This is a genomic window from Hymenobacter sp., from assembly GCF_035709525.1.
Classification (GTDB): Bacteria; Bacteroidota; Bacteroidia; order Cytophagales; family Hymenobacteraceae; genus Hymenobacter.
In genome coordinates, this window is the sequence record NZ_DASTEP010000055.1 from 26,592 (window position 1) to 40,307 (window position 13,716).

The 13,716-nt window shown below is 64.1% G+C and carries 10 protein-coding genes; 7 read left to right on the forward strand and 3 right to left on the reverse strand.

The features are described from left to right. Positions 1–10 precede the first annotated feature (10 nt). From VFO93_RS04820 to VFO93_RS04850, 7 genes are all read left to right on the forward strand, one after another. Positions 11–1,084: a glycosyltransferase gene (locus VFO93_RS04820; RefSeq protein ID WP_325133195.1), complete on the forward strand. Its 1,074-nt coding sequence runs from the start codon at positions 11–13 to the stop codon at positions 1,082–1,084. Between the two features lie 56 nt (positions 1,085–1,140). After that, entirely contained in the window at positions 1,141–2,448 is a 1,308-nt protein-coding gene (locus tag VFO93_RS04825) for a DUF4350 domain-containing protein (RefSeq protein WP_325133196.1), read from the forward strand. A gap of 206 nt (positions 2,449–2,654) precedes the next feature. Further along, positions 2,655–3,797 (forward strand): MoxR family ATPase, encoded by a 1,143-nt coding sequence (locus VFO93_RS04830; RefSeq protein WP_325133197.1) that lies wholly within the window; start codon positions 2,655–2,657, stop codon positions 3,795–3,797. A gap of 126 nt (positions 3,798–3,923) precedes the next feature. After that, a complete protein-coding gene (locus VFO93_RS04835) occupies positions 3,924–4,469 on the forward strand; it encodes an NADAR family protein (protein WP_325133198.1) in 546 nt (181 codons plus the stop codon). Further along, the gene (locus VFO93_RS04840) at positions 4,466–5,812 is read left to right on the forward strand and encodes a DUF58 domain-containing protein (RefSeq protein ID WP_325133199.1); all 1,347 of its coding nucleotides are present in this window, start codon (positions 4,466–4,468) and stop codon (positions 5,810–5,812) included. The genes VFO93_RS04835 and VFO93_RS04840 overlap by 4 nt, the downstream gene beginning before the upstream one ends. 155 nt (positions 5,813–5,967) lie before the next feature. Next, a complete protein-coding gene (locus VFO93_RS04845) occupies positions 5,968–7,845 on the forward strand; it encodes a family 20 glycosylhydrolase (protein WP_325133200.1) in 1,878 nt (625 codons plus the stop codon). Between the two features lie 204 nt (positions 7,846–8,049). After that, on the forward strand, positions 8,050–8,607 hold the full coding sequence (locus VFO93_RS04850; protein ID WP_325133201.1) for a type 1 glutamine amidotransferase domain-containing protein: 558 nt from the start codon (positions 8,050–8,052) through the stop codon (positions 8,605–8,607). A gap of 79 nt (positions 8,608–8,686) precedes the next feature. On the opposite strand, the gene VFO93_RS04855 is transcribed toward VFO93_RS04850, so the two are convergent. From VFO93_RS04855 to VFO93_RS04865, 3 genes are all read right to left on the reverse strand, one after another. Next, positions 8,687–9,163, reverse strand: a complete 477-nt coding sequence (locus VFO93_RS04855) for a nucleoside deaminase (RefSeq protein WP_325133202.1) — start codon at positions 9,161–9,163, stop codon at positions 8,687–8,689. A 157-nt stretch (positions 9,164–9,320) separates the two neighbouring features. Then, complete coding sequence (locus VFO93_RS04860; protein WP_325133203.1) at positions 9,321–13,139, reverse strand: hypothetical protein; 3,819 nt, start codon at positions 13,137–13,139, stop codon at positions 9,321–9,323. A 79-nt stretch (positions 13,140–13,218) separates the two neighbouring features. Then, positions 13,219–13,674 carry a macro domain-containing protein gene (locus VFO93_RS04865; RefSeq protein WP_325133204.1) on the reverse strand — a complete coding sequence of 152 codons (456 nt, stop codon included), beginning with the start codon at positions 13,672–13,674 and terminating at the stop codon, positions 13,219–13,221. Positions 13,675–13,716 lie beyond the last annotated feature (42 nt).

The window sequence follows — 13,716 nt, forward strand, 5'->3', positions numbered from 1 at the left end:
ACCCCTGACTATGTCGCTTCCCCGCATCCTGCTGGACTGTGAGCCGCTGAAAGACCGCAATAGCGGCTTCAGCCACTTTGTGGTGCCCTTGGCCCACGAGCTCATTCGCCAAAACCAGCGCTACCAGCTGTACTGCTACGTGCCGCCCGCCGAGGTGGGCGGGCTGGGCGGCGCGGGCGTGCGCTACCTCACGCAGCGCAGCTTTCACAAGTATTTCAACCCGCCCAGCTACGGCTTTCGCCTGTGGCACGCTACTTCGCAGCTGAGCTGGTACGTGCCCACCAGCCCCTTTACCAAGGTAGTGCTGACGGTGCACGACCTCAATTTTTTGCACGAAAACCCCGATGCGCACACCTACACCCGGCAGTTGGCCATGGTGCGCCGCAACATCCGGCGGGCCGATTATTTGGTGACCATCTCCGACTACGTGCGCCAGGACATCTTGCGCCACGCCGACCTGCTGGGCTACCGGCCCACCCAGCCGCTGCGCTACGTGCGGCGCGGCGTCGAGCAGCTGGCGGCCGTGCCAGCCGGCCACGCGCCAGCCTACGCACCGCGCCGGCCGTTTCTGTTCGGGCTGGGCACCATCAATGCCAAGAAAAACTGGCACGTGCTGCCGGCGCTGCTGCAAGGCAGTGACTACGAGCTGGTCATTGCCGGCAGCTTTGCCGAAAGCGACTATGTAAAAACCATTGAGGCGGCAGCTACTGCCGCCGGCGTGGCCGACCGCGTGCGCCTGCTCACGCGCATCAGCGAGGCCGACAAGAGCTGGTATTTAACGCATTGCGTAGCTTACTTGCAGCCCTCGCTGGCCGAGGGCTTTGGCCTGCCGGTGGTGGAGGCCATGCAGCTTGGCAAGCCGGTGTTTTTGAGCCGCTTGACTTCGCTGCCCGAGGTTGGCGGCGCGGCGGCGTATTACTTCGACAATTTTGAGCCGGCGCACCTGCGGCAGGCGCTGGCCGAGGGGCTGGCCCGCCACTCGCCGGCCCGGGCCGAGGCGGCCCGCGCCCACGCCGGGCAGTACAGCTGGGCGCAGGCCGCCGCCGACTACCTGGCCGTGTATGAGGAGCTACTAGCTACTTGAAAACGACTGCCGCCTCCCGCTTCCTCTCTGGCTCTCACCGCTAATTTTCTGCTCCTTTGACAACGTTTCGCTCCTATCTGGCTGGGCTGCTGCTGCTGTTCGGGGCCTACGTGGCCTACGAGTACTACAAGCCCAAGCCGCTCGACTGGTCGCCCACGCTCAGCAGCGAGGACAAGATTCCGTACGGCACCTACGCCCTGTACGAGGTGCTGCCGCACGTGCTGGGCACCGACTCGGTGCGCAGCGTGCGCCAGCCCATTTTCAACCAACTACTGGGCAACGACGAGCCCGATTTTGATGGCGACTCGGCCCACCACGTGGCCGACAGCCTGGCCCGCCGCCGCGCCGAGGCCCTGCCGCTGGTGCGCACGGCCGGCACCTACGTATTCGTGAACCGCAGCTTTAACAGCAGCGAATTAGAAACCAACGCCTTGCTGCGCTTTATCGGGCGGGGCAACAACGTCTTTATCGCGGCCCACCACTTTTGGGGCGGCGACCGGTCCATTGCCGACTCGCTGGGTTTCGGCACGGTAGAAGCCGATTCGACGCTGGCTTACACGCTGGGCGGGCGGCTGGCCAGCAAAGACTCGGTTACCATCCAGCTGCTGGGGCCGGCGGGCGGGACGGCTACCACTTTCCGCTTTACCAAGCCCGTGACCAACTACCGGCTGGCGCTCTACGACAACCACCCGCACCGCGGGGCCACGCTGGCCGCCGACGCGCAGGGCCGCCCCGTGCTGGTGCGCCTCGACGTGGGCCGGGGCCACCTCTACGTGTGCTCCATTCCGCTGGCGCTGGGCAACTACTGGGTGCTGCGCCCGCAGCAGGGCAATTTTGCTTTCGCGGCGCTGTCGTGGCTGCCTGCCGGCCAGCCCGTGTGGTGGGATGAGTACCAGAAGCAGGGCCGGGCCGGCGAGCAGTCGCTGCTGCGCGTGCTGCTCGGCAATGCCGGCCTGCGCCAAGCTTACTACCTAGTGCTGGGGCTGGGCGTGTTGCTCATTTTTGGGGCGGCGCGGCGGCGGCAGCGCATCATCCCGACGCTGCGGCCGCTGCCCAATACCACGCTGCTTTTCACGCGCACCGTGGCGGGGCTCTACCGCCAGGGCCGCAACCATAGCCAGATTGCCGAGAAAAAAACGGCGCTCTTCCTCGACTACCTGCGCCTGCGCTTCCAGGAAAACGCGCCCGACCTAGGCAGCGCCGCCTTCCGCGAGCGCCTCAGCCAGAAATCGGGCGTGCCCCTGCCCCGCGTGGAAGCGCTGCTGCGCCGCGTCAATTTTGCCCGCACGGCCCCGGTCGTCACCGACCGCGAGCTACTCAGCCTGAGCCAGGCCATTCACGATTTTAAACGTGAAGCGCGGTAGTCTACCTTTTTTGCATTCAGCTATAAAATTGGCTTTTTCCGTTTTATAACTATTCCAATTTCATGCTTTCAATAGGGCTTGAAGCAGTTTTTTCCCCTCAAAATCGAGCCTACTAATACCAGCTGAATAGCATTATCAGAAGCATGTTTTTTTCTACTTCAATTTTCCTAAAGCGAAGCTACGCTTAGCTGCTCATTCGCCTACTTATGCAACCCCAGCTTTTCGACGAAAACAACCAGCCCGCCACTACCGGCCCGCAGCCCGCTGCTGAGAACGCGGATTTCAGCTCGGGTTTGGCCGACGACTTTGGCGCCACGCCAGCCGCCAGCGCGCAGCCAGTGGCAGCCCGCAGCCTGGCCGACGCCGACGCCGACGTGACTACGGCCTTCGCCCCGCGCGTCGACCTCTCGACCCTCACGGCCCGCACCGACGCTGTGCGCCAGCAGATAGCCCAGGTGATAGTGGGCCAGCAAGACCTGCTGGAGCTGCTGCTGGTGGCCCTGCTCGCCGATGGCCACGTGCTGCTGGAAGGCGTGCCGGGCGTGGCCAAAACCCTCACCGCCAAACTCCTGGCCCGCACGCTCGACGTGCCGTTCAGCCGCATCCAGTTCACGCCCGACCTGATGCCGGCCGACGTGCTGGGCACCAGCATTTTCCGGCCCGCGCAGGGCGACTTCGAGTTTCGGCCCGGCCCCATCTTCGCCAGCGTAGTCTTGATTGACGAAATCAACCGCGCCCCGGCCAAGACGCAGTCGGCCTTGTTTGAGGTGATGGAGGAGCGCACCGTGACCCAGGACGGCACGCCGCACTACATGACCTCGCCCTTCGTGGTGCTGGCCACCCAAAACCCAGTGGAGCAAGAAGGTACCTACCGCCTGCCCGAGGCCCAGCTCGACCGCTTCCTCTTTAAGCTGAACGTGGGCTACCCCACCCTGGCCGAGGAGGTGCAGATACTGCAAGGCCACCACAGCGGTTTCGGCGGCACGCCGCTGGAGCGGGTGCAGGCCGTGCTCTCGGCCCCCGACCTGGCCGCTTTGCGGAAGCAGGTGGGCGCGCAGCGTGTAGAAGCCAATGTGCTGGAATACATTGCCAAAATCGTGGGTCAGACGCGGGCACACAAGGCGCTGTACCTGGGCGCGTCGCCTCGCGCCAGCCTGGCTTTATTAAACGGGGCCAAGGCCCTGGCCGCCCTGCGCGGCCGCGACTTCGTGACGCCCGAAGACGTGCAGACGCTGGCCGCGCCGGTGCTGCGCCACCGCATCATGCTCACGCCCGAGCGCGAGATGGAAGGCGGCACGCCCGACGAGGTGGTGAAGGCGATAGTGCAGAGCGTGGAGGTGCCGCGGTAATGGCTGATACACCTGTCATGCTGAGCTTGCGAAGCATCTCGCGTGTGCAGTAATCTCAACATTAAAAGTTAGTGCGCCACGCGAGATGCTTCGCAAGCTCAGCATGACGGACGCGTCTACTTAATTATGCCCTATTCTCTCCCCTGGCTCCTTGACCAGCCGCCTGCCGCCCTCAAGTACCTCTTCTTCTGGGGCCACACGCCCAAGCAAAAGGACATGGTCGATAAAAGCTGTTTCAGCCAATGGTTTCCGGCGACTTTTGAAGTAGCCGGCGATACCTACGCCACGGCCGAGCACTGGATGATGGCCGAGAAAGCCCGGCTTTTTGGCAACGACGAGGTGCGCCGGCGCATCATCGCGGCGCGGCACCCGGACGAGGCCAAGAAGCTGGGCCGCCAGGTCACGGGATTTGACCCGGGGGTGTGGGACGCGCAGAAATACGAGCTGGTGGTAACGGGCAACTACCACAAATTCAGCCAGCACCCGGCACTGCGCGACTACCTGCTCACGACCGGCGAGCGGGTGCTGGTGGAGGCCAGCCCGGTCGATGCCATTTGGGGCATTGGGCTGGCGGCCAGCCACCCCGATGCCTCGCAGCCGGCCCGGTGGGCGGGCAAAAATTTACTGGGCTTCGCCCTGATGGAAGTCCGCGACCAGCTACGCCGCTTATGAGCTTTTTCTTACCTCTGCGTTTTTTTTACTTGTTTGCGGCGCTCGTCGTGGGCTTCGTGGTGGCGTTTTTTCTGCCGTGGCTGCTGGGGCCGATGCAGGTACTGCTGGCAGCGGCCGGGCTGCTGGTGGCGCTCGACGCGCTGCTGCTGTATGCCCCGAGCAAAAGCGGGCCGCCGCTGTTTGGGCGGCGGGCGCTGGGCAGCAAGCTCTCGAACGGCGACGACAACCCGGTGCAGCTGTATCTGGAAAGCCGCTACCGCTTTGGCGTGCGGGTGGAGGTGATTGACGAGATTCCGCACCAGTTTCAGCGGCGCGACGTGCTGTTCAAAACCAGCATCCAGCCGGGCCAGACGCAGGTAATCACCTACCAGCTGCGGCCCACCAAGCGCGGCGAGTACGAGTTTGGGGCCCTGAACGTGTACGCGGCCTCGCCGCTGGGGCTGGTGCGGCGGCGCTTCCGCTTCGACCAAAACCGGGCGGTGCCGGTATACCCGTCGTTTTTGCAGATGCGGCAATACGAGCTGCTGGCCATCCACAACCGCCTCACGGAGGTGGGCGTGAAGCGCATCCGGCGGGTGGGCCAGAGCATGGAATTTGAGCAAACGCGGCCCTACACCAGCGGCGACGACCCGCGCAACATCAACTGGAAGGCCAGCGCCCGCCGCAGCACGGGCGGCCCCGCCGATACGCTCATCGTCAACCACTTCCAGGACGAGCGGGCGCAGCAGGTGTACTGCCTCATCGACAAGGGCCGTGTGATGCGGATGCCCTTCGCGGGCCTCAGCCTGCTCGACTACGCCATCAACGCTACGCTGGTACTGAGCAACATCGCGCTGATAAAGCACGACAAAGCGGGGCTGATTACCTTCTCCAACAAGCCCGGCAACACGATAGCCGCCGAGCGCCGGCCGGGCCACCTGCGCACCATCCTGGAAGTGCTGTACCGGCAGAAGACCCAGTACCTCGAAACCGACTACGAGCTGCTCTACGCCACGGTACGCGCCAAGGTAAAGCAGCGCAGCCTGCTAATTTTGTTTACGAATTTTGAGACGTTGCAGGGAATGGAACGGCAATTGCCGTATTTGCGGGGCTTGAGCAAGTCGCATCTGCTGCTGGTGGTTTTCTTCGAAAACACCGAGCTGCGCACCTACCTCGACGCGCCGGCCGCCACCACGGCCGACGTGTACAACCAAACCATCGCCGAGAAATTTCAGCAGGAAAAGCGGCAGATAGTGCTGGAGCTGCAACGCTACGGCATTCAGGCCCTACTGACGCCACCGCAGCTGCTGACGGTGAACACAATAAATAAATACCTGGAATTCAAGGCCAGGGGATTGATATGACGTATTTCGCGCAGTGTTTCGCAGTGTTGACCGCAGTGTTTCGCGGTGCTTTCAAACCCCAACACTGCGAAACACTGCGGTTTAACACTGCGAAACACTGCGCGAAATTATTCTTACTGCTGGTCGCCTTCGCGGCCCACGCCCAGCGCCCGCTGATGCCGCTGCCCGTGCAGGCCGAGTGGCAGCCCGGCTACTACCGCTTTGCCACGGCCCCGCTGCCGGCCCTGCGCAAGCAAGTGACCGGCCCGGCCAACTCGACCGATGAGAGCTACCACCTGCGCGTGACGGCGGCCGGGGCCAGCCTCACGGCGGTGAGTCCGCTGGGTATTCAGCGCGGTATCGCCACGTTTCGGCAGGTGCTGGAGCGCACGCCGCGCGGCTGGCGGGCGCAGCTCTGCGACATCCGCGACTGGCCGCGCTTCAAGTGGCGCGGGCTGCTGATTGATGCGGCGCGGCACTTTTTGCCGGTGCCCGTTATCAAGCGCAACATCGACGGGATGGCGGCCGTGAAGCTCAACGTATTGCACTGGCACCTGAGCGACGACCAGGCGTTTCGGGTGGAAAGCCGCTGGTTTCCGCGCCTCAACCAGGCCAGCACCGACAAGCAGTTTTATACCCGCGCCCAGGTGCGCGAAGTGCTAACCTACGCGGCGGCGCGGGGCATCCGGGTGGTGCCCGAGTTCGACATGCCCAGCCACACCACCAGCTGGATAGTGGCCTACCCGCGCTTGGCATCGGTGGACTCGGCCTACGCGCCCTACACGCTGTGGCGCACCACCAACGTGGCCATCGACCCCACCCGGCGCAGCACTTATGCCTTCGTCGATTCGCTGCTGACCGAGATGACGGCGCTCTTCCCCGACCCGTATTTTCATGCCGGGGGTGACGAGAACGACGGCCGGCAGTGGCGGCGCACGCCGCGCATCGTGGCCTTTATGCGGGCGCACAAGCAGGTGAAGGCCGACGGCGTAACGCCCGACAAGCACTTACTTCAGCTGTATTTCAGCCAGAAAATCGACTCGCTGGTGCGCCGCCACGGCAAGATTATGATGGGCTGGGACGAGATACTCGGCCCCGGCCTGCCCCGCGACGTGGTGGTGCAAAGCTGGCGCGGCCCCAAAACCGTGCTGCAAACCGTGCAAAAGGGCAACCCGGCGCTGCTCTCGGCCGGCTACTACCTCGACCTGAACCTAACCGCTGCCAGCGCCTACGCCGCCGACTCGCACACCGGCGTGCCCGACTCGCTGCGCGCCCGCGTGCTGGGCGGCGAGGCGGCCATGTGGGGCGAATTTGCCGACAGCGTGGTGTACGAAAGCCGGGTGTGGCCGCGCGCCGCCGCCGTGGCCGAGCGCCTCTGGAGCCCCGCCGCCCTTACCCAAAACGTGCCCGACATGTACCGCCGCTTGGCCGTGGTGAGCGACGAGCTCGACGCCCTGGGTTTGCGCCACCGCCGCGCCCCGGCCGCCCTGCTGCGCCAACTAGCCGCCCCCTACCCCGTGGCCCTGCCCGCCCTGCAAACCCTGGCCGCCGTGCTGGAGCCCGTGAAGGAGTATAAGCGCCATTTTCAGGGCTTTACCTACACCACCGCTACGCCCTTTAACCGCCTGGTCGATGCCGCGCCGGCCGAGTCGGAGGTGGCCCGGCGCTTCGCGGCTACGGTCGATAGCCTGATGGCGGGGCAGCCGGCGCTCGCGGCGCTGGTGCCCACGGTAGCGCCCATGCCGCTCACGCCCGTGGCGCAGGGCCAGCTGGCACGACTGCAAAAACAAGTGCAGCAGTGGCAGTCGGTAAGCCAGGTGCTCACGCCGCTCTTTGTGGTGGCCCCGGCGCTGGCCGAGTACGCGCCGCTGGCCACCCAGCTGTCGGCCGTTGCCGGGCTGCTGCAACAGCGCCTCGCGCAGCTGGCGAGCGGCCAGCCCCTGCTACCCGCCGGCCAGGCCGATGCCAAAGCCCAGCTCGACGCCGCCCAAAAGCCGGTGGGGCAGGCCGAGCTGGCCATTGCCAAGGCGGCGCGGCGACTGCTGGGGTTGTAGCTTCAAATCGGTGTAAAGACGCACCCTTGCGTCTCGTCGTTATTGCGGCTCGCCTGGCGTGAGACGCCAATAGGCGTCTCTGCACGCGCCCTAAACGAGATATGAAAATAACTTAATACTTAAGCTCACCAGCAACCACTTACCAGTGCCCGGCGTAAGATTCTACCAGCAGGCGAAACGCTTCGCCGCTTAGTTTTTTTCGCAATGTCACTTTTTGGAACCGATAAATTGAAAGGTAAGCGCGTGGCCATTATCGCCACCGATGGCTTTGAGCAGGTAGAACTGACCGAGCCGCAGAAATTTCTCAAAAACGAAGGTGCCGAGGTTGAGGTGGTATCGCTGAAAAGCGGCAGCATCAAGGGCTGGGACATGACGGACTGGGGCGACAAGGTGGACGTAGACAAAACCATCGACCAAGTGAAGGTGGAAGACTATGACGCGCTGGTGCTGCCCGGCGGCCAGATTAACCCCGACAAGCTGCGCCTGGAACCCAGCGTGGTGGACTTCGTGCGCGAATTTGCCCACAGTGGCAAGCCGCTGGCCGCCATTTGCCACGGCCCCTGGCTGCTGGTGGAGGCCGACGTAGTGCGCGGCAAGCACCTCACCAGCTGGCCCAGCCTCAAAACCGACCTGCGCAACGCCGGTGCCGAGTGGCAGGACTCAGAAGTAGTGGCCGATGGCAACCTCATCACCAGCCGCAAGCCCGATGACCTCAACGCCTTCAACCAGAAGATTGAAGAACTGCTGACTGCACCGCGCTAGTCGGGTTTTGGCTTCAACAAAACGCCCGCCCCGGCCCGTACTGACGGCCGGGGCGGGCGTTTTGCTTAGCGCGCCGGCGCTAGTACTCGGTGCGTCCTTCGTGCGCTTCCCAAGCCTTAAAGCCGGCCGAGGCTTCTTCGGGTAGCAGCTGCTGCATGGGGATGCTGCGCTCGCTGAGCGGCTTCTCAATTTCATCGTAGATGAAATGGTCGTCGAAACCCACGGCCGCCGCGTCCTGCTTGGTATTGCCGTAGAACACCCGCGCCGGGCGCGCCCAGTAGATGGCCCCGAGGCACATCGGGCACGGCTCGCAGCTGGTGTAGAGGTCGCAGCCGTCGAGTTGAAACATGCCCAGCGCCTGGCAGGCTTTGCGGATGGCATCGACCTCGGCGTGGCAGGTAGGGTCGTGGGTAGAGGTGACCTGGTTGAAGCCACGGGCGATGATTTCGCCGTCTTTCACCACCACCGCGCCGAAGGGGCCGCCGAGGCCGGCTTGCATTTTCTCGATGGATAGGCGAATGGCTTCGCGCATGAAGTCGGGGTTGGGAGGAGTCATAGTTTCTGGTTTTTAATGGGCTGTCATGCTGAGCGCAGCGGAGTCGAAGCATCTCTACCGCTCCGTTGATTACGAAAGAAGTTAGTTCACCGGTAGAGATGCTTCGACTCCGCTGCGCTGCGCTCAGCATGACGAGCGACAAACAACGGACAATTCGCTAAAACAGCACCGCCACCTGCATGCGCCCGGTATGCACCACGTTGAGGGTGCTCGACTTGCGCCCGTCATACGCCACCGTGATGTTGAGGCCGTTGGTGAGGCGCTGCTCCAGGTTAAGATTCCAGGTGAAGTTGGAGCCGGGGCGCAGGGCTTGCAGCACTTCGAGGCCAACTACGGAGGCTATTTCGCCCTCAAAGCCGACGCGCGTGAAGTGGGTAGCGGCCGTGAGCGTGCGCTTGCCTACCTGGCTGAGGCGGGTTTCGAGCCCCAGGTCGTCGAAGGTGCCGCGCGTGTTGTTGGCCACGCCGGGCTGGCCGTCGCGGTTGAGGAGGTCGCGCTTCTGCACGTGCTGCAAGGTGCCCGTGAAGCGCAACGACGCATTGGGCTGGTAGCTGATTTCGGGCTGGATGGTGTAGTTGAGCAGCCGGAAATTGCGGGCGCTCAGAAACAGGCTTTTGTCGCTGTAGGTGCTCTGGGCCTCGCGCACGTCGCGGGCCACGGTGAGGCGGCCCGTGAACGACTGCGCCAGCGTGCGGCGCAGCAGTAGGCTTTGGGTGGTAAGGTTGCGCAAATCGAAGCCCTGGGCGAGCAGCGTTTTTTGCTGGGTTTGCTGGGCCGTAAGCTCGGCCCCGAAGGTCGGGTTGGCGCGGTTGAGGTACACGGTCTGCCGCACCAGCTGGCTGAACGCCAATAAGCTGGCATCTTCCTTCTCGAAGCTGAACGGGCTCAGGCGTGCGCCTAGCGCCGTGCTGCTGGTGCGCCGGTCCACCGTCACGCTCGTGATGCTGCTGAGCCGCGCCGCCGCCGCCCGCCAGCCGCCGGCCTCGCGCCAGCCGCGCGGCGCATTCACCGACAAGCGGTAACTAAGGCGGTTTTGGTAGGCAGTGAGATAGTCGGTGGTGGGCAGATAGACCTTGATGTAGGTGCGGTACTGCGCATCGGGCGTCTGCGCTTCCAGAAACTCGTCGCGGTCCTGGATACCGTTACGGTTGAGGTCGCCGGCGTAGTAGTGCGTGCCCTGGCCGGCGGGCACGCCTAGGAAGGAAAAGTCGCGGCGCAGCTCGCGGCCGGTTTGCACGCTGTAGCTCAGCTCCGAGCGAATCTGGTTTTGGAGCAGCGTCACGTTGTAATCAAGCTTGCCGAGCGCGTTGCGCTGGCGGGCGCTGTCGGGAAACTCCACGCGCTGCACGTCGCGGTAGGTGGCCAGCACGCGCAAATCCTGGGTTTTGCCGAGGCGGGTGGTTATGTTGCCCTGCCAGGTCTGGGCGATGTTGCGCACGCGCAGCGTCGTTTGCTCGGCGGTGGGCGTCTGGTCCTGGCGGTAGCTGTAGTCGAAGCGGTAGCGGGTGCGCCCGGTGTCGGGGCTTTGCAGAAAAAACGTGTGCTCGTCGAAGTAATTCGCCGAGCGCACCGAGTCGCGGTTGGGCGAGCGCACCTGGTTTTTATCGAACTTGTAGCTGTAGCCCGGTATCAGCCGCCCGCCGCCGTAGCGCACGCTGGCCTCGCCCCGCGCCCAGCTCGACTGGTAGCGCCCGGCCTGCGACTGAAGCACGAACAGCGCCCCGCGCAGCTCCACGCGGCCCACCTGCTGTGCCACATCGAGCCAGTGCTGCACGCCGCTCACCTCGCCCGGCCGGTAGCGTCGGCTGAGGCGGTAGTTGACGGCGTGGGTGGCATCGCGGGTGAGGCCCACGGCGAAATTGAGGATATTATCCTCGCGTGGCACTGTGGTGGTGGCGTTGGCGGTGCTGCTGGTGCTCCAGTTGCGGTCAAACTCGATATCGCGGTAGCGGTCGATGGGCGCGAATTTGGGCGCGGTGTACTCGTAGTCGAGCGCCGAGCTGAGGCGGTAATTGCGCAGCGCGGCGGGTACCCACTGGGGCAGCGCGCGGTTTTGCACGCTGTAGCCCAGGCGCATGGCCCCGCCCTTGTCTTCGGTACCCACGGCAAAGCGGTTGCGCTGGAGCTGCGAGGTAGCCAAATCGACAAACACCGCCGCCGTGGGGTCGAGTTGGAAGGTGGCTCCGGCCGTGGCCATCTGCTTGAGCAGCGGCGTGGGCAGCAGGCGCACGGCGCGGTAGTCGCCCCGGCCGGGGCCCACGTACTTGTACACGCGGCCATTGGTGTTGGAGTAGGCGGCATCGAGCGCGTAGTCGCCCTGCCCCAGGCCCACGTTCGTGAAGCGCACATTGTACACGGCCTTGGTCGAATCGGGCGGGTAGGTATAGGTAACCAGCTGCTGGCCAGTAGTGGGGTTGGTGGTGAGGGCGCGGTTGTACTGTACCTGGTTGCGGCTGTAGGCGGCCAGCGTGTCGCCGCGGGTTTGCACCACGGCTACGTTGCCGGCGGTGCGCAGGGCCTGCTGGTCGGTGGCCGAGAGTGAGAGGTTGGCGGTGCTGTTGGGGTCGTCAGCCTCCTGGTAAAAATTGCCGCGCACCTGCAAGCGGCCGACCTGCTGGTAGTGGCTCAGGGTATAGAGCGAGCGCGAGTAGTTGAGGTCAGAGTACTCAAAATCGACCTTGAGTCGCGAGTTCTTAGTGATGAGGTGGCGGGGCGAAAACGTGATTTCGGCCAGGTTATAGTCAATGGTATAGTCGTAGTCGAAGCCCCGCGTCTGCAAGCGCCCGTCGAGGTACACGCGCTCGGAACCTGCCAGCACGATAATATACTGCTCACCATTGGGCCCACTGAGACGGTACGGCCCCTGCACGTTTTCGAGGGGCGTGAGGTCGAGACTGGCAAACTTGCCCTTGGCCACGCCGCCCGCTACCAGCGTCGAGGAGCGGATTTCACCCAGCTTGTTGCGCACGGTTACTTCGCCGGTACCGCTGGGGCCGGCCGGGCCGGTGCCGGGTGGCGTTTGCAGCGTCTGGTTGGGCGGCACCACGGTGGCGGGTGGCGTCAGGGTTTGCGTGCTGTTGCCAGTGGGCGCGGCGCTATTGTTCGTTACGCCGTTGGTGTAAGGCGTAAACGACGAGGGCGGCGCGTTGCTCACACTGTTGTTGCTGACGCCGGCCTGCAAGGGCTCCGGCGCGGGCGCGCCGAGGTTGGCCTCGATAGCCGCGCCCTGGATGTTTTTGTAGTAGCGCAAAAAGTAGTCGGGCTTGTTGCGCAGCACCACGTCGCCGGCCGTCAGGTTCCACTGCGGGCCGGTGAGGGTGATGTAGATTTTGTCGAACTGCTGGAGCGTCTGGGTATTGCCCTCAGGCTGAAACGGCACGTTCTGGTCGGAAATCGCGGCCGTGAGGCGGATTTTTTCCGTCAGCTTGCCCTCCAGTTGCAGGTTCAGGGCCGAGTTCACAAACACGTTCTGGGTATTGCCAAACGAGATACCCCGCGCCAGATTGCCCGTTTTGCTGATGCCGGGCGTGCTCAGTATCTGCTCCTGCTGCGAAAAGTCTTCGAGCCGCATCATCTTGCGGTCCCTGAACTCCACGCTGTCCATGAGGCGGGGCGGGCGGCGGTAGCGCTGGGTTAGCAGCTGCACCGGCAGCACCCGGTAGCAGAGGTACACCGAGTCGGGGCGGCCAGCAGCCGGGGCGGGCCGCACGTAGCGGTAGCGGTTGCGGCGGGCGTCGTAGGCTACTGGCCGGCCGTTGGCCGCCACGGTGCTAGGCACGATGGTGAGCGTATCGGCGAGAGCAAACTCCGTGGTATCGCGGCCCGGCGCGAGGCGCAGCCAGCGGCAGCGCTGGCTGGTGGGCGGCCCAGGGGCGGCTTTTTGGGGCTGCTGCGCCCAGGCCGCCGGCCCCAGCAGCCACGCCACCGCCACGAGCAGGCCCACCAGGGCAAAGCGCAAGCGGTAGCGTTGGGTCATAAAGTAAAGTTCGGCACTGGCGCGGGCACAACGCCCGCAGGGGGCGGGTTGGTGCCCGAGGCGGCAAGTGCGGCCCGCTTTACTTTTCCCATTCCACAAAAACGTGGTCTTCACCCGCCAGCTCTTCGTCAATAATGGCCGTAATCTTAGCCCAGTCGCCTTTCGCCAGCCCCGCCCTAATGGCTGGGTAGCCAATGCGCTTACCGGCACAGGTCTGCTTTACTTGCCGAAATACCTGCTTGATGGCCTCGTAATCGACTAGGAAGCCCGCGCCGCGCCACTGGTATTGGGTGTAAGCATTCACAATAATCAGCGGCTTGCCGCCCGCTTCTACCGTGGCCGCCGAGTAGCTACCGAGCTTGGTTTTGTCGCCCGCCACGGTGGCCAGGTCGGCCTGGTAAGCGGCGGGAAACACTTGCTTGATGGTTTTGGCAATGCCCGCACCCATCGTGCAAAAGCAGTTGCAGCCGTGTACTATCACGTCGAATTCGCCGGCGCGGGCTTTTTGAATAAGGTCGCCTTTTTCTACTTGCATGATAGTTGCTGAGAAGACCCGAAAATAGAATACACCTGCTCT

Excerpts from the sequence above, each read along its gene's own strand:
- VFO93_RS04830 (WP_325133197.1), top strand. The coding sequence starts at position 2,655 with ATGCAACCCCAGCTTTTCGACGAAAACAACCAGCCCGCCACTACCGGC.
- VFO93_RS04840 (WP_325133199.1), top strand. The coding sequence starts at position 4,466 with ATGAGCTTTTTCTTACCTCTGCGTTTTTTTTACTTGTTTGCGGCGCTC.
- VFO93_RS04860 (WP_325133203.1), bottom strand. The coding sequence starts at position 13,139 with ATGACCCAACGCTACCGCTTGCGCTTTGCCCTGGTGGGCCTGCTCGTG.
- VFO93_RS04820 (WP_325133195.1), top strand. The coding sequence starts at position 11 with ATGTCGCTTCCCCGCATCCTGCTGGACTGTGAGCCGCTGAAAGACCGC.
- VFO93_RS04845 (WP_325133200.1), top strand. The coding sequence starts at position 5,968 with ATGCCGCTGCCCGTGCAGGCCGAGTGGCAGCCCGGCTACTACCGCTTT.
- VFO93_RS04835 (WP_325133198.1), top strand. The coding sequence starts at position 3,924 with ATGCCCTATTCTCTCCCCTGGCTCCTTGACCAGCCGCCTGCCGCCCTC.
- VFO93_RS04850 (WP_325133201.1), top strand. The coding sequence starts at position 8,050 with ATGTCACTTTTTGGAACCGATAAATTGAAAGGTAAGCGCGTGGCCATT.
- VFO93_RS04855 (WP_325133202.1), bottom strand. The coding sequence starts at position 9,163 with ATGACTCCTCCCAACCCCGACTTCATGCGCGAAGCCATTCGCCTATCC.
- VFO93_RS04865 (WP_325133204.1), bottom strand. The coding sequence starts at position 13,674 with ATGCAAGTAGAAAAAGGCGACCTTATTCAAAAAGCCCGCGCCGGCGAA.